This is a genomic window from Streptomyces sp. NPDC104367, assembly GCF_055583825.1.
Genome location: NZ_JBVJND010000030.1, coordinates 65,753 through 83,880 on the forward strand (window position 1 = coordinate 65,753; position 18,128 = coordinate 83,880).

Here is an 18,128-nt window from a genome sequence, read left to right on the forward strand (position 1 = left end):
GCCGACCAGGAGGCCACCGTGCGCTTCTCCGCCTTCCTCACCACCCGCTCAGCCGGTCCCGACGAGGACCGCCGTATCACGCAGGCCCTCGTCGACCACGCCGTCGACGTCGAGCGCCTCGGCTTCGACGCGGTCTTCCTGCCCGACCACCACTTCACGGGCTACTGTCCCCCCGCCAGCGACCCGATGATGTTCGCCTCCTTCCTGGCCGCCCGGCTGCCCCGCCTCCACTACGGCTTCTCGGTGCAGACCATCGCCCTGCACCACCCCGTGCGCTTCGCCGAGCGCCTCAACCTCCTCGACCAGCTCACCGACGGCAAGCTCCTGGTCGGCACGGGCAGCGGCACCACCCCGGAGGAGATGATCGGCCTCGGCATCAACTTCAAGGACACGCCGGAACTGTCCAAGTCCCACCTGGCCCTGGTGCGCCAGCTGTGGGACAAGAAGGCCGAGGACGCCCCGCTCGTCTTCGACAACGGCCACTACAAGGGCGCCGTGGTCTCCCGGATCGTCCCCGCCGCCCACACCCCGGGCGGCCCGCAGCTGATGTCGGTCGCCCTGCGCCCCTCCAGCGTCGAGCGGGCGGCCGCCGAGGCCCAGCCCGCCTTCATCCCCGCCTTCACCCCGCCCGCCCTGGACGACGGCGAACCCCTCAAGCACCTGCGCACGCACTTCACCGCCTACCGCACGGCCCTGGAGGCCGCCGGCCACACCCCGGACAAGGTGGCGCGGGCGCTGGACTGGACCACGCACACCTACCAGCACGTGCACGTCGCCGAGACCGACGAGCAGGCCGAGGAGGAGTTCCAGATCCTCATGGCGCAGTACCAGGGCGCCATCGAGCGCGAGCACGAGGCCAACCTGGCGGCCGAGAAGCTCTCCGGCGTCACGCTCAACCCGCCGCCGAACGCCCTGACGCCCGGCTGGCAGAAGACCTGGTGCGTCTGGGGAAGCCCGGCCACCGTGGCCGAGCACCTGGCCGAGGCCACCGACATCGGTGTCGGCAACGTCCTCGGGGGCTTCCTCGGCGGCCCGCTCACCCCCGAGCGCGCCGAGTTCGGCAAGAAGTCGCTCGAACTGTTCGCCACCGAGGTCATGCCCCGGTTCCGTTCCCACTGAGCCCCCGGCACGGCACCTGCCCCACCACGTGGACGGTGCCGTGCCCAGCCGCGCTGCATTGACCTGACCTGACCTGACCTGACCGGCATCGGCGACACCCTGTCACGCACCCCACCCCCCACCCCCACCCCCGTACCCCTGTCGCCCACACCCCTGCACCCGCACGCTTTGCACTGACACGCACAGAACGGACGCCCCGTTGAGCGCACCCACCCGCCTCCGTGCCGAGCACCTGGACCACGCGCTCGGCATCACCCGGCCCCGGCCGAGGCTGTCCTGGCAGCTGCCGCCGGGATGCCGTGCCCAGCACGCCTACCAGGTGCGCATGGGGGAGTGGGACTCGGGGCGGGTGGAGTCCGCGGAGAGCGTGCTGGTCGACGTAGGGGCGCCGGCGCTCCGCTCGCGCGAGCGTCGCACCTGGCGGGTACGGGTGTGGACGGACGCCGGGCCGAGCGACTGGTCGGCGCCCGCCCTGCTGGAGGCGGGCCTGCTCACCGCCGACGACTGGCGGGCCGCGTGGATCCGCCCCGCCGAGCCGGAGCCGGCCCCACCGGGCGAGCGCCCCGCCCACCTCCTGCGGGGCACGCTCACCCTGCCGGGCGAGGTGGCCTCGGCGCGGGTCCACGTCACCGCCGAGGGACTCTACGAACTCTTCGTCAACGGCGTCCGCGTCGGCGACGACGAACTCACCCCGGGCTTCACCGACTACCGCCACACCGTGCAGGTGCAGACCTACGACGTCGGCGCCCTGCTCCGGCCCGGCGCCAACACCGTCGGCGCGATCCTGTCCGACGGCTGGTTCCGCGGCGTCAACGGCATGTTCCGCGACGCCGACTGCTTCGGCGACCGCACCGCCCTGCTGCTCCAGCTGCACCTGACCCTGCCCGACGGCACCCAGGACGTGTTCTGCACCGACGGCACCTGGCAGAGCACCACGGGCGGGATCACCCGCGCGGACCTCCTGGGCGGCGTCACCACGGACCTCCGGGCCGAACCCGCCGGCTGGTCGGACGGCCGTACCGGCCCCGAGACCTGGCAGGACGTCACCACGGTGGACGGCGGGTACGACCGCCTGACCGCGTCGCCCGCGCCCCCGGTACGCCGGACCGAGTACCGGCGCCCGCTGACCGTCCGCCGCACCCCGTCGGGGGCGCAGGTGGCCGACTTCGGAGAGAACGTCGTCGGCTGGGTGCGCCTGGACGAACTCGGCCCGGCCGGAACCAGGGTGGTCCTCACCCACGGGGAGGCGCTCTCGCCGGACGGTGAGGTGAGCCGGCGCAACCTGCTCCCCGACCACATGCCGCCCGACTGGGCGGAGCAGCTGAACCCCGGCCAGGTCGACGTGGTCGTCTGTGCCGGGCGCGCGGGCGAGAGCTTCGAACCCCGGCACGCCACCAAGGGATTCCGGTACGTCGCCGTGACCGGTACCGGTCTGCGCGATCTGACGCCGGACGATCTCACCGCGGCCGTCGTCCACACCGACCTGCGCCCGACCGGCTCCTTCCGCTGCAGCGACGAGCGGCTGAACCGGCTGCACGAGGTGGGTGTGCGCAGCTTCCTCGGCAACGCCGTCGACATCCCGACCGACTGCCCGACCAGGGAACGCTCCGGATGGACCGGGGACTGGGCCGTGTTCGTGCCGACGGCCGCCTTCCTCTTCGACGTCGCCGGCTTCTCCGGGAAGTGGCTGCGGGATCTGGCGACCCAGCAGTTCGAGGACGGCGTCGTACCCAACTGGGTGCCCGACCAGCTCGGCCCGGCCACCCGGGACCACCCGCTGCTCGGCGAGAACCTGGGGTCGGCGGGCTGGGGGGACGCCGCGGTGATCGTGCCCTGGGAGATCTACCGCGCCTACGGCGACCGGGACCTGCTCGCCCGGCAGTGGCCGTCGATGGTGGCCTGGGTCGAGCGGGCGATCCGCATGGCGCGCGAGGGACGGCACCCCCGACGCGCCGCCGAACGCCCCGTGCCCGCGCCCCACGAGCAGTACCTGTGGGACACCGGCTTCCACTTCGGTGAGTGGCTGGAGCCGGGGAACCAGCCCGGCTGGGAGGAGCTGCGCGCCCAGGACCAGTCCGCGGTCGCCACCGCCTACCTGCGCCACTCCACCCGGCTGCTGGCACGCGTCGCCGCCGTGCTGGGCCGTACCGCCGAGGCACAGCGCTACGAGCGCGTCAGCGAGCACGCCCGGCACGCCTGGCAGAGCGAATTCGTCGACGACGGCGGCCGGGTGCGCCCCGAGACCCAGGCCACCCTGGTCCGGGCGCTCGCCTTCGACCTCGTCGAGCCCGCGCTGCGCCCCACGCTGGCCGGCCGGCTCGCGGAGCTGGTGAAGGCGGCGGGCAGCCGGGTGGGAACCGGGTTCCTGGCCACCCCGCACCTCCTGCCCGTGCTCGCCGAGACGGGCCGCACGGACCTCGCCTACGAGGTACTCCTCCAGAACTCCCCGCCCTCGTGGATGCACATGCTGGAGCGGGGAGCGACCACGGTGTGGGAACTGTGGGAGGCCGTCGACGACCAGGGCGTGGCCCACGAGTCGCTCAACCACTACAGCAAGGGCGCGGTGATCGGCTTCCTGCACCGGTTCACGGCCGGGCTGCGCGTGCTCGACGAGGGACCGGGCTACCGGCGCTTCCGGGTGCAGCCCGCTCCGGGCGGGTCACTGACCTGGGCGGAGGCCACGCACGACAGCCCCTACGGCCGTATCGAAGTGGCCTGGCGCAAGCAGGGGGAGACCATGCGGCTGCGGGTGACGGTACCGCCCGGCACCGAGGCCGAGGTCGTGCTCCCCGACGGGCGCCGCACGCTCGTCGGCCCCGGTACCGCCCTCTTCGACCACCCGGACCGGGCCTGATTCACAGCCTCGCGTCCGCCCGCTCGCAGCCCAGGAGAGACAGTGTCCCTGCCCACCCGGCCGGTCATCCCCGGCTTCCAGCCCGACCCATCCGTCTGCCAGGTGGACGGAACCTTCTACACCGCCCACTCCAGCTTCGAGTACGCCCCCGGTCTGCCGATCTTCCGCTCGACCGACCTGCGGACCTGGGAGCACATCGGGCACGCCCTCGACCGGCCCTCCCAGCTCTCCCTCGCCGGGGCGGTGCCCTCCGCCGGCATCTTCGCCCCGACGCTGCGTCACCACGACGGCCTCTTCTGGCTCATCACCACGAACCTGACCGACGGCGGAGGCCATCTGCTGGTCACGGCCGGGGACCCCGCGGGCCCCTGGTCCGAACCGGTCCGCTTCCCCGACGCACCCGGCATCGACCCCGACCTCGCCTGGGACGACGACGGCACCTGCTATCTCACCTGGTCCGGGTTCGACGACCGGGGCCCCATGGGAATCGTCCAGGCCGTGGTCGACCCGACGACGGGCAAGGTGCTCTCCGGGACCCGGCAGGTGTGGCAGGGCACGGGCGGGAAGTTCCCGGAGGGCCCGCACCTGTACCGCATCGGCGCCCACTGGTACCAGCTCATCGCCGAGGGCGGCACCGAGCGCGGGCACGCGGTCACCGTCGCCCGCGCCACCTCACCGGCGGGCCCGTTCGAACCCTGCCCGTGGAATCCCGTCCTCACCGCCCGTGGCCTCGACTCCCCGGTGCAGAACGCCGGCCACGCCGACCTGGTCCAGCGGCCTGACGGACGGTGGGCGCTCGTCTACCACGGCGTGCGTACCCGCGGAACCAGCCCGGAATGGCACGTCCTGGGCCGGGAGACCTTCGCCTCGCGGATCGAGTGGGAGGACGGCTGGCCGAGACTGGGCGATCCCATCGAGCCGCCCCGCCCGGCCGCGACGACCGAGCGGCTGTCCGGCTCCGTCCTCCCGCCGTCATGGGTCGCGCCCGGACGCTTCCCCGGCGAGGTGCTGCACGCGGAGCAGGGCGGCTGGCGGCTCTCCGCGAGGCCGGACGAGACCGTCTTCGCCGGCCGCAGGCAGGAGCACCTGTACGCGTGCGTCCGCGCGGAAGTCCACGTCGGCGACGGCGTCGGCGGGCTGGAACTGCGCATGGACCCCCGGCACGCCCTGCGCCTGGAGATCGAGGACGGGCGCGTACGGGCCACCGCGCGGACGGGCTCGCTGCACTCGCTCCTCGGCGAGACCGACGCCGCCGCCGACACCGTCCTGGAACTGGGGGCGAGCCCCGCCGCCGGCCACCCCTTCAGCACCGAGTTCGGCCCTGACGAACTCGTCGCCGGGGTGCACACGGCCGACGGATTCCTCGAACTCGGCCGCGTCGACGGCCGCTACTTCTCGACCGAGGTCGCGGGCGGCATGACGGGCAGACTCATCGGCGTCTTCTGCCGCCGCGACGACCTCCTGATCCGCTCGTTCACCTATCACGGGGGAGACGACCCCGCGGCCGTCGCCCCCTGGAAGCCGACCGGGCCCGTCCAGAAGCCGATTGGCGCGGCCCGTCGCGCCGAGGGACCGCTCACCCTGATACGACGTCAGCGCAGATGCCACCGGTGGGACGCTCGGCGGAACCGAGGGACCGGCCAGGTTTCACCCCGCAGGCCGGCCGTGACGCCGCACATTTCCTCTTCGGACAGGCCACGGAGCGCCTGAGCGAGGCGTGTGCGGCGGAGCGGCGGAGGCAGGCCATCGGTGTGGTGTCCAGACGGCGGCCGGTGACGATGAGGTACGCCAGCGCGTGCGCCGCCTCCTCGGCGTCCTCCGCCCGCACCGGTTTCCGGGAGCGCGGGACCTCCTCGTGGACGCTGTCGGCCAGCGGGATCCAGCCCACGCCCGGGGCCCGGGCCTCACGAACGATTCCGGTCAGCCGTCCGCCGAGGCGTCCTCGAAGATGCCGGATCTTCACGGCATACTCACGGACATGAGCTTCGCGAACGGTGGCGACAGCCGGCCGGACCCGACCACGTCGCACGCGGCTTCGCTGCCTCACCTGACCCAGTACGAGCGGCAGGGCGTATGGGTGGTGGCCGTCCACGGCGCCTTCGACACGAACTCCGTCCCGCTGCTGGCCTCCGCGCTGCAGGACGCGGCCACCACCCACACGACGGTCGTCGTGGACGCGGCCGGGGTGACCTTCGCCGACTCCACCGTCCTGAACGTGCTGCTGAACTTCCACCGCGGCCACCGCCTGCGCATCGCCCGCCCCGCGCACCAGCTCCGTCGCGTACTGGAGCTGACCGGCGCGGACGAGGTCCTGGACATCAGGCCGACGGTGGACGACGCGATCACCTGAGAGACGCTTCCCGCCGCGGTGCCCCGGCCCGGCCGCCGTCCCCCCCGGGGCACACGAACCCCGGCGCTGTCGCCCGTCGTGACGTCCTGGGACTGGTCGACCGAACTGCCGCTGCCGCTGTCCTTGTTGCCGGCCGTGTAGGCGAGCACGGAGTACGCGGCGAATCCGCAGAAGACGGAACGGCCCGCCGCCATCGCCCTCTTGCCCGGCTTCTCGCCGTCGGGACCCGCCTGACCGAAGACGGCCTCGGAGAGCCGCCACACGGCCATCCCCACCAGTCCGACCCCGAGCGGCCACAGCAGTACGGAGCCGAAGGGCATCCGCTTCCAGCAGGGCCCAGGGGCCGTGGCAGATCGCGGCGATCGGCCGGCCGGACGCGGTGGGACACCGATGGCCGGAGTCTGCGACCGGTCACGGCCCGCCGTGGAGCTCCGGGGCGGGCAGGCCCCTCACCGCTGGTCTTCGCGGAGCGTTCTGTCGATCTGGGCCGCGCGTCGGTCAGGTGCGCGTAGTCGTCGGTCGTGAGCGGACCGACGAAGTACTTCTCCACCACCTCGGCATGGACGGCCGCCGCGTGCAGGAACGTCGTGTGCCCCTGGTCGGTCGGCTCCACCAGGGCCACCCTCCGGTCACCGGGGGACGGGACGCGGCGGACCAGGCCCGCTGTCCCGCCGCGGTGGTCGGCTACCTCACCGCCATGCTCGTCAACCCCAACAACCACGCCCTGGACGGCGGCCCCGCGACCGCCACGAGCCCTGGCGGGCCGTGGCACGGGCCGACTCGGTCGTCGTGGACCCCCACAAGCACGGTCTGCAGCCCTACGGCTGTGGAGCCGTCCTCTTCCGCGACCCGGAGGTGGGCCGCTTCCACCTGCACGACTCGCCCTACACCTGCTTCACCTCCACCGAGCTCCACCTCGGCGAGATCAGCCTGGAATGCTCCCGCGCCTCCGCGGCCGCCCTGTGGCTCACCTTCCAGCTCCTGCCGCCCACCCCCGACGGCCCGGGCCAGGTCCTGGCGGCCGGCCGGCGGGCGGCCCTGGAGTGGGCGGACCTCATCGAGGCGTCCGACCACCTGGAGCTCTACCAGCCTCCCCAGCCGGACAACGTCACCTACTTCCCGGCCGTCGCCCCCGCGACCCTCACCGGCATCGACGCGGCCTCCGCGCGCGTCCTCGCCGACGGCATGACCGGTACCGACCCCGTCCACCTCAGCACCCTCAGGGCCGGCCGCGAGGAGTTCACCGCCCGCCACCCCGGGATCACCGCCGACGCCGACGGCGCCCGGATCCTGCGCAGCGTCCTGATGAAGCCGGAATCCGAACACCACGTCCGGCACCTGCACGACCGCGTCGAGAAGCTGACCCTGCCCCGCTGACCCCGATCACAACGGGCAACCCCACTGGCCGGCACCCGGGCCCGGCCCCCGCACCCGCGGGAACCGCCCCCGAGAAGCCGAGGACCGTCCCGCCGGCCGCGGTATCCGCCGCCCATGAACCCTCATAGGGTGCCCTCATGAGTGAGGAATGGAGCCTGACGGACGGCATCCTGCGGTTTCCCTCGGGCGTTCTGGTGCGCGGCCGGGGTCTGCGTCGTCCCCTGCCCTCAGGACCGGTGCCGTCCTTCGGGGTCTACCTGCTGGGCAAACAGCCCCCGCCGACCGCATGGGAGGCCCGATGGGTGCGCTGGCCCGACTTTCGACTGCCCCGGGACCACCAGCAGGCCCGGGACGCGTTCGAGGAGGCGTTGACCCGGGCGGGCACGGAGCGCGTCGAGGTCGCGTGCGGAGGCGGACGAGGACGGACCGGGACGGCCTTGGCCTGCATGGCCGTCCTCGACGGAGTCTCCCCGGACCGGGCCGTCGCGTTCGTCCGCGAGCACTACCATCCCCGTGCCGTGGAGACGCCCTGGCAGCGACGTTTCGTACTGCGTTTCACGGACGCGCGGTAGCCGCGAAGGACCATGGCCGGTAAGGCGACGTGCTGACCCCTCCGCCGTGGATGTGGGCCCGCGGCCTTCCAAGCCCTGCCCGGCACGCCGGAGTTGACGAAGAACGTGAGGCCGATCCGGGAACGCGGCCATAGGATCCCCGTATGCCAGGAAGGGGTACAGGTTCGACAGGGGCGCGGGACGAAGCGCGCCTGGTCCCTTCCCCGTCCCCTGCCGCCGAGAGCCACGACATGCGGGTGCGGTCCGCTCTGCACCCAACCATGCCGACGGCGGGCAATGATTCGTCTCGCCGCGATTCCTGTCCACTGACGACGTTCCACAGAAAGGGCCCCACATGGCCAGCAGTGTCGAGACGCTGGAATTCCAGGCCGAGACACGCCAGTTGCTCCGACTGGTGATTCACTCGATCTACTCGAACAAGGACATCTTCCTGCGCGAGCTGATCTCGAACGCCTCCGACGCACTGGACAAGCTCCGGCTGGAATCGCTCACCGACTCCAGCCTCGTCGACAACGACACCGCCGACCTGCACATCTCGTTGGAGGTCGACAAGGACGCCCGCACACTGACCGTCCGTGACAACGGGATCGGCATGAGCCGGGACGATCTCGTGGACCTGATCGGCACCATCGCCAAGTCGGGCACGGCCGGCCTGCTGGAGAAGATCAAGGAGTCCAAGGACGCCGCCACCGCCGAGAACCTGATCGGCCAGTTCGGCGTCGGCTTCTACTCGGCGTTCATGGTCGCCGACAAGGTCGTCCTGCGCACCCGGCGGGCCGGCACCGACTCCTGCACCCAGTGGGAGTCCGACGGCGAGGGCGCCTACACCATCCAGGCCGTCGACGGCCTGCCCGTGGGCACCTCGGTCACCCTGCACCTCAAGCCCACCGACAGCGAGGACGGGCTCGCCGACTACCTCTCCGAGTCGAAGATCCGTCAGATCGTCAAGCAGTACTCGGACTTCATCCGCTGGCCGATCCGCATGGCCACCGAGCGCACCGGCACCGAGGGCGACACCACCCGCGACGTCGACACGCTCAACTCGATGAAGGCGCTGTGGGCGCGGCCGCGCACCGAGGTGACCGAGGACGAGTACAACGAGTTCTACCAGCAGATCAGCCACGACTGGCTGGCCCCGGCCGAGACGATCCACATGCGCGCCGAGGGCACCTTCGAGTACGAGGCGCTGCTGTTCATCCCCTCCCAGGCACCCTTCGACCTGTTCTCCCGCGAGACCAAGCGCGGCGTGCAGCTGTACGTCAAGCGGGTGTTCATCATGGACGACTGCGAAGCGCTCATGCCCAACTACCTCCGCTTCGTCAAGGGTGTCGTGGACGCCCACGACCTGTCGTTGAACGTCTCCCGCGAGATCCTCCAGCACGACCGCCAGATCCGCGGCGTGCGCCGGCGCCTGGTCAAGAAGGTCCTCGGCGCCGTCAAGGACATGCAGTCCAAGGACGCCGAGCGTTACGCGAAGGTGTGGGCCCAGTTCGGCCGGGCCCTGAAGGAAGGCCTGATCGAGGACACGGACAGCACCGAGACCCTGCTCGAACTGGTGTCGGCCGCCTCCACGCACGACCCGGAGAAGCCCACCACGCTGCGCGAGTACGTCGGGCGCATGAAGGACGGGCAGGACGCCGTCTACTACCTGACCGGCGAGACCCGCGCGATGGTGGAGAACTCCCCGCACATGGAGGCCTTCGCCGCCAAGGGGTACGAGGTCCTGATCCTCACCGACCCCATCGACGAGGTGTGGGTGGACCAGGTCCCGGCCTTCGACGGCCACCGTCTGCAGTCCATCGCCAAGGGCCAGGTCGACCTCGACGAGTCCGCCGACGGCGACGAGGCGACCGACACCGAGAAGGCCCGGCGCGAGCAGGACTTCGCCGCCCTGCTGCCGTGGCTGACCACCACCCTGTCCGAGCAGGTCAAGCAGGTCCGCCTGTCGTCACGCCTGACGACCTCGGCGGCGTGCATCGTCGGCGACGCCCACGACGTCACGCCGACCCTGGAGAAGATGTACCGCGCGATGGGACAGCAACTCCCCACCGTCAAGAGGATCCTGGAGCTCAACCCCGCCCACCCCCTGATCACCGCCCTGCGCACGGCACACGGCGCCGACGCCGACGACCCCGCGCTGGCGGAGGTCGCCGAGCTGATCTACGGCAGCGCGCTGCTCGCCGAAGGGGGCGACCTGTCCGACCCGGCCCGGTTCACCCGGCTGCTCACCGACCGTCTGTCCCGCGCCCTGTAACCACGGACGCGGCCCCGGCACGGACCGTGCAACCTCTGCAGTCGGCGGGGGTGCACGGTCCGTGCCGTCAAGGAGGGGAGCTGACGGGATCATCCGCGGTGCACTGAGCTTCAACCCGGGGGTGCAGTCAATCTGAGAATTGCGCTGGCCTCGGCTGTGGGTACCGGTCTGTACTGCTATTCGATGTACTGCTTGACGACGTCGAGGGGTGCATCGGCGGCTGATCCGGCGAAGTAGGATCCAGACCGCGCAAGGAGGAGCCGAGAGCGGGAGTGGCCGGGCCGTGGCAGACGTGCTGTTTGCTGGTGGTGATCGACCGGTCGCAAACACGTTGCAGATGTCGTCGCGTCATGCCGCTGGCACGGCGCCAGAATCAGCAGGCGTCGAAAGGGCCTGGGGTCCCGGGCAGGCCCGGACCCCAGGTTCGCTACGGCATCAGGCGGGCTCTCGCGGCCAGTGCCCTGTCCAGGACCTTCTCCCGGTGGCTCAGACCCCCAGTCTGCGGTGCAGGTGTTGCAGGACCGCGTGTCCCTGCGTGGTGGTGAACCAGGCGGTGTGCTCGGTGTAGTAGGCGCGGGCCAGTGCCGTGTTCGCCGGGGAGCGGGTGATGCCGTGGAAGTAGTCCATCTCGGTCAGCGCGTACTCGGCGTTCACCAGGGTGAGCATCAGCGGCAGGGCGTGTGCCTCTGCGTCGCTCAGGGGCCGTAGGGCGGTGTAGCCGGCCAGTAGTGCGTCCAACTGGCCCAGGCGGACCGGGATGTCGGGTGTCCGGGGCAGGTCGAGCCAGCCGAATACGTTGCGTTCCAGTGCCAGGGCCAGGTCGTGCATGGCGGTGGTGCGGTCGGACAGACCCACGTCCAGCACCGTGGCCACCCGTGCGTCCAGGAGATCGCCACCTGGCGCGAGGGACCACAGCAGGTTCGAGGCGTGCCAGTCGTTGTGCGTCCACAGCGGTTCCAACTGGTCCAGCAGCGGCCGCAGTCGGTCGTGGAAGGGCAGATGGAACCGTTCGGTGTCGGCGCGCACCGGGGTAGCCCCCAAGGCCTCGGCCAGCGCCGGCCGGGCCGCGGTGTAGCGGTCCAGGGCGGCGAGCGGATCGGGGTCGGCGAAGACGCTCCACGAGGAGACCAGGGGTTGCGGCGAGCGGGCCGGCGCCTGGTGCCCGGCCGCGGCGAGGTGGAAGCGGGCGAGCGCCGCGCCCGCCGCGTGGGCGTGGGCCGCCGAGGTGAACGGTGTCCAGGACAGGGCGTCCTGGTACAGGTCGGTGCCCGCGCCGGGAGAGTGCACCTCATAGGTCCATTCGCCCCAGGCGTACGCGCCCAGCACCTCGACGACGGGGGCGCCCCGGGAGCGTAGATGGCGCAGGAAGGCGTGCTCCTCGGCGAGACCGGCCGAAGACCGCACGCCGACATGGTGGCGCTTGAGGAATACCGTGCGCCCGCCATGCTCGACGAGTGCCGCCGCCGACAGCGGGCGCGGACTGCGCCAGCGCACCTCGGCCTGGCCCGGCCCGCACACCGCGGCCAGCACTTCGGCTGCCTCGACGTCGGTCAGCGGTGCCCAGTCGGGCTCCACCCGGTCGTAGCCCATGCCGTGGGTGACGTGGGCGGGTGCGTGGACCGGTGTACCCGCCGACGCCGTGACTTGTGCATCCGCCACACCGGGCGTGCTCGGCGTGCTCATCGGGCCTGCCCGGCGGACGGCGCGCGCAGGGCCCGCAGGATGCGCTCCTCCGACTCGGCGGCGAGCGCCGGATCGAGGCCCAGACGGTCGTACGCCGACAGGCCGGTCCGTGTGGCCTCGTCGTGGGCCGGGGGCCGGCGGGGGATCTCGATCCGGTCGACCACGCGGGCCGGGCGGGGCGAGAGGACGTGCACGGTGTCGGCGAGCAGCACCGCCTCCCGGATGTCGTGGGTGACGAGGACGACCGTCCAGCCGTACCGGCGCCACATCCGTGACAGCCACAGCTGCATGTCGGTGCGGGTGAGCGAGTCGAGCGCGCCGAACGGCTCGTCGAGCAGGAGCAGCGGACGGCCGAGGACGACGGTGCGCAGCAGCGCGGCGCGCTGCCGCATCCCGCCGCTCAGCCCGCTCGGGTAGGACTTCTGGAAGCCGTCGAGGCCGAACGCCTCGAACAGTTCGCTGGCACGGGCCCGGGCCTCCTTGCGGGGCACGCCCTCCGCCTCCAGGCCGAGGGCGGTGTTGGCGAGGACGGTGCGCCAGGGGAACAGGAGGTCCTTCTGCGGCATGTACGCCACGCGGCCCGAGCGGGTGCGCGGTGGTTCGCCGTCGACCAGGATCTCCCCGGCCGTCGGCCGCTCCAGGCCGGAGATGAGGTTGAACAGGGTGCTCTTGCCTGCCCCGCTGGGCCCGATCACGGCAGCGAACTCGCCCGGCCTCACGTCGAGTTCGAGGCCGTCCAGGACGCTCAGGGCGCCGTAGCGCTTGGCGACGGACCGCACGCGGAGCCGGGGCCGCCCGTGCGCGTTGACGGCGGGGGCCTCGGCCGCGCGATCGGTCACGGCCGGGCAGCCGGCGGGGGTGGTGGCGCTCATGTGCGGTCCTCCTCGGATGCACGGTGCTCCCACGGCAGGACCAGCCGCTGGAGCAGATAGGTCGCCCCGAACAGGGCCACGGACAGGGCCGCCGTCACGGCGACCGCCGCGAGGACCAGATCGGTGCGGAAGGCGCTCTTCTGGGCCTGCATGTAGATGCCCAGCCCCTCCGCGGCGCCCGCGTACTCGGCGAAGACGGCGCCGACCACCGCGTAGGTGATGCTGACCCGCAGTCCCGTGAAGAAGTACGGCATCGCGCTCGGCACCCGCACCAGCCGGAAGGCGGTCCACCGCCCGGCGCCCAGCGACCGCAGCAGCCGCATGGCCTCGCGGTCGGCGGAGGCGAATCCGGCCGCCAGGTTGGCGGTCAGCGGGAAGAACGTCGCCAGGGTGACCACCAGCATCTTCGGGAACAGGCCGAAGCCGAACCAGATGATCAGCAGCGGCGCGATCGCCACGATCGGGATCGTCTGGGAGGCGACCAGCAGCGGGTAGAGCCCGCGTCTGGCGGCCGCCGAGAAGTCCAGCAGCACCGCCACCAGCCACGCCGCGGCGAAGGACAGTCCGAAGCCGGCGGCCGTCTCCTGAAGCGTCGGCACGGTGTTGTCCCAGAGTGCCTGCCGGTTCTCCCAGCCCTGGCCCAGGATCCTGCCGGGGCTCGGCAGCACGGTCGGGTCGACGTGCGCGGCGGTCGTCCAGCCCTGCCACACCGCCAGCAGTGCCGCGAGGACCAGGACCGGCGGCCATCCCGCGGACAGTGCGCGGCGCAGCGGTCGGCTCCGCTCGCGCGCGGCCGGTTGGGGTGCCGCCGGGCGCGGGGCCGTCGGCTGGGGCGGGGCCGAACCGGAGGTCGCCAGCTCCTCCTTCGTCGCCGTCATGCTCATCACCCCCGCGGCAGGTAGTCGTTGGTGAAGTAGCCGGACGTGTCGGGGGCCGCGGTCAGCTTCTTGCCGTTCGCGTCCGTCAGCAGGCCGGCCTGGTACTCGAAGTCGGCGAAGGCCTTCCAACGGGCTGCGGTCTGCACCCCGATCTTGCCGTCCGCGTTGCGGTAGTACCTGGCCGCGAGCAACTTCTCGCTCTTGTCGACCAGTTCGGTGTTGGTCAGCACCGACTTGTTCGCCGCGACCAGTTTGTCGGCCGCCTCGGCCGGGTGGTCGGCGGCGTAGGTGTAGCCGCGCTGGACGACGGAGAGGAACTTCTTCGCGATGTCCCCGTGGTCCTTCAGGTAGGTGCCGGAGGACGCGATCAGGGTGGAGTAGATCTCCGGGAAGCCGTAGTCGGAGAGCTGGAAGTCCTTCAGCGGCTTTCCGCTGAGCTCGGCCTCCAGGCCTTCCCAGGTCGGCATCGGCATCGCGAAGTCGGCCTTGCCGGCGTACAGCGCCGCGTAGGCGGAGGTGCTGAGGGTGACGTTCTTGAAGTCGCCCTTGCCGCCCGCGTTCTGGATGACCTTCTTCAGCAGCGGTGCCTCGTAGGCCGCACCGAAGCCGGCGTACGTCTTGCCGTCGAGGTCCTTGGGCGAGGTGATGTCGTCCCGGTCGGCCCGCACCGAGATGGTGACGTTCGTCTTCTGCGTCACGGCGTACACCGAGACGATGTCCTGCCCGGCGGCGCGGGCGGTGGTGACGCCCTCCTGGTACGAGATGCCGAAGTCTGCCTTGTGGTTGGCGATCAGCGTCTCGGGCGCGGTGGAGCCGTAGGGCACGATCTCCAGGTCGATGCCGGCCGCCTTGAACCAGCCCTCCTGCTGGGCGACGTAGATGCCGGTGTGGTTGGTGTTGGGCGTCCAGTCCAGCGCCAGCGTCACCTTGGTGAGCTTGCCGGAGGAGCCCGAGGAGGCGTCCGCGGTGTCGGAGGAGCCCGAGGAGCAGGCGCTGAGGGCGAGCAGGGCGGCTGCGCCCAGCGCGACGGCGGGGATGAGGCGGCGGCTTCGGGGAGCGGTGCGTCGGCGAAGCGGGGCGGGGCGGTTCACGACGGGGTCTCGTCTCTGCTGAGAGGTCTGAAGGGGCGGCGGCCGGAGAGCCGGGGGAGCGGGGTGCGGTCGCCGCGGCGACACAGGTCGCTCGCGGTACGGCCGTGGTCCACCGACCGACGCCGGGTCAGTCGCCGCGCGGCCGGCAGCGGCGCCACGGGGGCCGCTTGTGCGGCGGGGGGCGAGGTGACCACGGGTACGGTGGTCACGGACGGGGTGGCCACGAGCGTGGTGGTCATGGCGCCGCTCCCGCGGGGGCCCAAGCGGTACCGGTGGCCGGCACCAGTCCGGGCACCCAGGCGTCCCGCCAGTCGTCGGCGGTGGGCACCGCCCCGTGCTCGGCGAGCCAGGCCGCGTAGGGCCCGGTGCGGGCGGGGTCGATGACGCCCCAACGGCCCGCGCCGTCCGTCCAGGTCGGCGCGACCAGCGCGAGGGAGCGGGCGATCAGCAGGCGCGGGAAGTACGGGATGACCCGCTCCAGCAGCGTCAGCGTCGCCGCCTGGTCGCCGGCCGCGGCCAGGTAGCCGCGCTCGGTCGCCGCAAGGAACCGTCGTACCAGGTCGTGGTCGGAGTCCAGCAGGTCCTGCCGGGTACCCAGCCAGTAGCTGTGGTAGGCGGGCGCTCCGATCTCGTCCACCGGCCAGGTGATCCGGCGCTCCTCGGGCAGGTCGCCGCGCAGGGCGTCCCAGGACCAGTAGTTGCCGAAGGTGGCGTCGGCCTCGCCCGCCTCGATGTCGTCGACGGTCAGCTCCCGGTAGCCGGCGTCGAGCAGGTCGACCGCGTCCGGGTCGCCGCCGTCCGCCGCCACCAGGTGGCGGACCATCGCCACGCCGCGCGGTGTCGGGTTGCAGGCCACCCGGCGCCCGGCCAGGTCGCGCGGCCGACTGATACCGCGCCCGGTGACGGTCTGGATCGCCTCCAGGGCACGGTGGTTGACGGCGGCGACGCCGACCAGCGGCTGGCCCAAGGCCCGCCGTGCCAGCAGCCGGTTCGGCGGGAACACCCCGAACTCGGCGCGCCCGGTGGTCAGATGCTCCAGTGTGTCCCCGACGCCCGGGTCCTGCGTGACCAGGTCCACCTCGATCCCCGCCTCGGCGTACCAGCCGTGCTCACGCGCCACGTACAGACCGGCCGCGTTGGGCCAGGGGTGGAAGTAGTCGAGCATCACACGTATGCGCGTCATGAAGGTCTCCGGAAAGGGCTTACGGGGCTGGGGAGTTGAGGTACAGACGCTCGCAGCGGCTCAGGTGCGGCGGTGGGCGTGGCCCGGGTGGTCGGCGGGCAGCCGGGTCCGGCCGGCGCCGTGGGTGTGCTCGCGCAGGGTGGCGCCCTCGTACTCCGTCCACACCCGGCCGCGCCGCTGGAGTTCGGGGACGACCAGGTCGACGAAGTCGCGCAGTCCGGCCGGGGCGACGGGGTCGGCGATGTTGAACCCGTCGAGGTCGCCGGCCTCCATCCAGCGCTCCAGCTCGTCGGCGACCGTCGCCGGCGAGCCCACCAGCACCGGTCCGCCGCCGCCCACGCCCACGAACTCCCCGATCTCCCGCGGCGTCCAGGTGCGGTCCGGGTCGAGGCGCGTGAAGACGGCCAGCAAGCCCCGGATGCCCTCGGTGTCGGCGTACTCCAGCGGCTGCTCGGGGTCGAGCGCGGAGAGGTCGATGCCGAGCAGGGCGCTGTAGCGGGCGAGGCTGCCTTCCAGCGAGGCGTACCGGCGGTAGTCCCGGTACTTGGCGCGGGCCGCGTCGTCGGTGGGCGCGGTGACCACCGTGGCGATGGAGAAGAACTTCAGCGAGTACGGGTCGCGGCCCTCCTCGGCGGCCAGCGCGCGGACCGCGTCGACCATGCCGCGCGCGATGTCGGGCCGGTAGGCGGAGAGGAACACGCCCTCGGCGTGCCGGGCGGCGAACCGCTGTCCGGCCGGGGAGGCACCGGCTTGGTAGAGCACGGGAGTTCGCTGGATCGACGGCTCGAACAGGGCGATGCCGGGCACGTCGAAGTACTTCCCCGAGTGACCGATCGGACGCACCTTCGCCGGATCGGCGAAGACTCCGGCGTCGGCGTCCCGGACCACGGCGTCGTCCGCCCAACTGCCCTCCCACAGCTTGTAGACGACCTCCATGAACTCCTCGGCGATCGCGTACCGCTCGTCGTGCGGGATCTGCCGTTCCAGGCCCAGGTTGCGGGCGGCGCTGTCCAGCGCCGAGGTGACGATGTTCCAGCCGATCCGTCCCTCGCTGAGGTGGTCGAGGGTGGCCATCTTGCGCGCGAAGGCGTAGGGGAGTTCGTAGGTGGAGGACACCGTGACAGCGAAGCCGAGGTGTCGGGTGACCGTGGCCATCGCGCTGACCAGCAGCAGTGGGTCGTCGGCCGGGGTGTTGACGCCGTCACGCAGGGCCGCGTCCACCCGGCCCTGGTAGACGTCCAGCGGGCCGAGCGCGTCGGCGATGAACAGGGCGTCGAACCGGCCGTGTTCGAGGATCCGGGCGGTCTCGGTCCAGTGGTCCAGGGTGCGGTAGCGGTGGGCTTCGCTGTCGGGGTGGCGCCACAGGCCGACGGCGGTGTGGCCGACGGTGGACTGACGCAGTCCGTTGAGGCGTATACGGCGGTGCGCGGCGGGGACGGGGCTGGTGCTCATGGGGTGCTCCGGGTGGGGCGGCCCGGTGCGTGTCCGGGCTGGGTGTCGGGGTGCCGCGGCTGCCTCACTGCGGTGCGGCGGGCCGGGCTGCGGTCGGGGCGCGGCGGGGCTGGCGTGTGGTTGCCCGGACTGCCCAGCCCCGCGCCGCGTGCCCCGGAGGGCCTCAGCGCGCGGTGGTGTCTCCGCAACCGGTGGGGCGGGCCGACGCCCGACAGCGACAGCTCCCGCAGCGTCCGTGGTCGACGTGGCGCCGGGAGGTGAGCACGCTCCCGGCACGGCGAGAGGGGAGCGGGGACGGGACGGTACGAAGGCGTCGCATCTGCTCTCTCCTCTCGGTGGCCCGTCCGACCTGCGGTCGGCGGTTCGTGTTGGCACAGCTGGGGGGCATGTCCAGGTGGGCGGGACTTTCCGGAACATAAGATTCCGGAGGGCGGGAATATAGC

General features: G+C 72.2%; 13 protein-coding genes and 2 pseudogenes. 7 read left to right on the forward strand and 8 right to left on the reverse strand.

The window, feature by feature from the left end; genetic code table 11:
* Nucleotides 1-18: 18 nt before the first annotated feature.
* The 4 genes from ACZ619_RS34775 (at nucleotide 19) to ACZ619_RS34790 (ending at nucleotide 6,323) form a co-directional block, all read left to right on the forward strand.
* The gene (locus ACZ619_RS34775; protein ID WP_469607648.1) at nucleotides 19-1,119 is read left to right on the forward strand and encodes an LLM class flavin-dependent oxidoreductase; all 1,101 of its coding nucleotides are present in this window, start codon (nucleotides 19-21) and stop codon (nucleotides 1,117-1,119) included.
* A 199-nt stretch (nucleotides 1,120-1,318) separates the two neighbouring features.
* Nucleotides 1,319-3,973 carry a family 78 glycoside hydrolase catalytic domain gene (locus ACZ619_RS34780; RefSeq protein WP_469607651.1) on the forward strand — a complete coding sequence of 885 codons (2,655 nt, stop codon included), beginning with the start codon at nucleotides 1,319-1,321 and terminating at the stop codon, nucleotides 3,971-3,973.
* Between the two features lie 42 nt (nucleotides 3,974-4,015).
* Nucleotides 4,016-5,683 carry a glycoside hydrolase family 43 protein gene (locus ACZ619_RS34785; protein WP_469607653.1) on the forward strand — a complete coding sequence of 556 codons (1,668 nt, stop codon included), beginning with the start codon at nucleotides 4,016-4,018 and terminating at the stop codon, nucleotides 5,681-5,683.
* A 268-nt stretch (nucleotides 5,684-5,951) separates the two neighbouring features.
* Entirely contained in the window at nucleotides 5,952-6,323 is a 372-nt protein-coding gene (locus ACZ619_RS34790) for an STAS domain-containing protein (RefSeq protein WP_469607656.1), read from the forward strand.
* Nucleotides 6,324-6,400: 77 nt separating this feature from the next.
* On the opposite strand, the pseudogene ACZ619_RS34795 reads toward ACZ619_RS34790, so the two are convergent.
* Nucleotides 6,401-6,640: pseudogene (locus ACZ619_RS34795) on the reverse strand (DUF1206 domain-containing protein); the annotation flags it as partial.
* 433 nt (nucleotides 6,641-7,073) lie between these two features.
* Here ACZ619_RS34795 and ACZ619_RS34800 point away from each other — a divergent pair.
* The 3 genes and pseudogenes from ACZ619_RS34800 to htpG form a co-directional block, all read left to right on the forward strand.
* Nucleotides 7,074-7,700, forward strand: a pseudogene (locus tag ACZ619_RS34800) (aspartate aminotransferase family protein); the annotation flags it as partial.
* A 137-nt stretch (nucleotides 7,701-7,837) separates the two neighbouring features.
* Nucleotides 7,838-8,272, forward strand: coding sequence for a protein-tyrosine phosphatase family protein (locus ACZ619_RS34805; protein WP_469607658.1), 435 nt, complete (start codon nucleotides 7,838-7,840; stop codon nucleotides 8,270-8,272).
* A gap of 334 nt (nucleotides 8,273-8,606) precedes the next feature.
* The gene (htpG, locus tag ACZ619_RS34810) at nucleotides 8,607-10,526 is read left to right on the forward strand and encodes a molecular chaperone HtpG (RefSeq protein ID WP_469607661.1); all 1,920 of its coding nucleotides are present in this window, start codon (nucleotides 8,607-8,609) and stop codon (nucleotides 10,524-10,526) included.
* Nucleotides 10,527-11,012: 486 nt separating this feature from the next.
* Here htpG and ACZ619_RS34815 read toward each other — a convergent pair whose 3' ends face one another.
* From ACZ619_RS34815 to ACZ619_RS34845, 7 genes are read right to left on the reverse strand one after another with little or no spacing between them, the layout of a single operon-like run.
* Nucleotides 11,013-12,185 carry a phosphotransferase enzyme family protein gene (locus tag ACZ619_RS34815; protein ID WP_469607663.1) on the reverse strand — a complete coding sequence of 391 codons (1,173 nt, stop codon included), beginning with the start codon at nucleotides 12,183-12,185 and terminating at the stop codon, nucleotides 11,013-11,015.
* 20 nt (nucleotides 12,186-12,205) lie between these two features.
* Nucleotides 12,206-13,081 carry an ABC transporter ATP-binding protein gene (locus tag ACZ619_RS34820; protein ID WP_469607666.1) on the reverse strand — a complete coding sequence of 292 codons (876 nt, stop codon included), beginning with the start codon at nucleotides 13,079-13,081 and terminating at the stop codon, nucleotides 12,206-12,208.
* Nucleotides 13,078-13,959, reverse strand: a complete 882-nt coding sequence (locus ACZ619_RS34825) for an ABC transporter permease (protein ID WP_469607668.1) — start codon at nucleotides 13,957-13,959, stop codon at nucleotides 13,078-13,080. The genes ACZ619_RS34820 and ACZ619_RS34825 overlap by 4 nt, the downstream gene beginning before the upstream one ends.
* A gap of 5 nt (nucleotides 13,960-13,964) precedes the next feature.
* Nucleotides 13,965-15,050 (reverse strand): ABC transporter substrate-binding protein, encoded by a 1,086-nt coding sequence (locus tag ACZ619_RS34830; protein WP_469607671.1) that lies wholly within the window; start codon nucleotides 15,048-15,050, stop codon nucleotides 13,965-13,967.
* Entirely contained in the window at nucleotides 15,047-15,289 is a 243-nt protein-coding gene (locus ACZ619_RS34835; protein WP_469607674.1) for a hypothetical protein, read from the reverse strand. Before ACZ619_RS34835 ends, ACZ619_RS34830 begins: the two co-directional genes overlap by 4 nt.
* Entirely contained in the window at nucleotides 15,286-16,233 is a 948-nt protein-coding gene (locus tag ACZ619_RS34840) for an ABC transporter substrate-binding protein (RefSeq protein WP_469607675.1), read from the reverse strand. Before ACZ619_RS34840 ends, ACZ619_RS34835 begins: the two co-directional genes overlap by 4 nt.
* 60 nt (nucleotides 16,234-16,293) lie before the next feature.
* Nucleotides 16,294-17,685 carry an LLM class flavin-dependent oxidoreductase gene (locus tag ACZ619_RS34845; RefSeq protein ID WP_469607678.1) on the reverse strand — a complete coding sequence of 464 codons (1,392 nt, stop codon included), beginning with the start codon at nucleotides 17,683-17,685 and terminating at the stop codon, nucleotides 16,294-16,296.
* Nucleotides 17,686-18,128 lie beyond the last annotated feature (443 nt).

Excerpts from the sequence above, each read along its gene's own strand:
- ACZ619_RS34845 (WP_469607678.1), bottom strand. The coding sequence starts at position 17,685 with ATGAGCACCAGCCCCGTCCCCGCCGCGCACCGCCGTATACGCCTCAAC.
- ACZ619_RS34805 (WP_469607658.1), top strand. The coding sequence starts at position 7,838 with ATGAGTGAGGAATGGAGCCTGACGGACGGCATCCTGCGGTTTCCCTCG.
- ACZ619_RS34835 (WP_469607674.1), bottom strand. The coding sequence starts at position 15,289 with ATGACCACCACGCTCGTGGCCACCCCGTCCGTGACCACCGTACCCGTG.
- ACZ619_RS34790 (WP_469607656.1), top strand. The coding sequence starts at position 5,952 with ATGAGCTTCGCGAACGGTGGCGACAGCCGGCCGGACCCGACCACGTCG.
- ACZ619_RS34820 (WP_469607666.1), bottom strand. The coding sequence starts at position 13,081 with ATGAGCGCCACCACCCCCGCCGGCTGCCCGGCCGTGACCGATCGCGCG.
- ACZ619_RS34825 (WP_469607668.1), bottom strand. The coding sequence starts at position 13,959 with ATGACGGCGACGAAGGAGGAGCTGGCGACCTCCGGTTCGGCCCCGCCC.
- htpG (WP_469607661.1), top strand. The coding sequence starts at position 8,607 with ATGGCCAGCAGTGTCGAGACGCTGGAATTCCAGGCCGAGACACGCCAG.
- ACZ619_RS34840 (WP_469607675.1), bottom strand. The coding sequence starts at position 16,233 with ATGACGCGCATACGTGTGATGCTCGACTACTTCCACCCCTGGCCCAAC.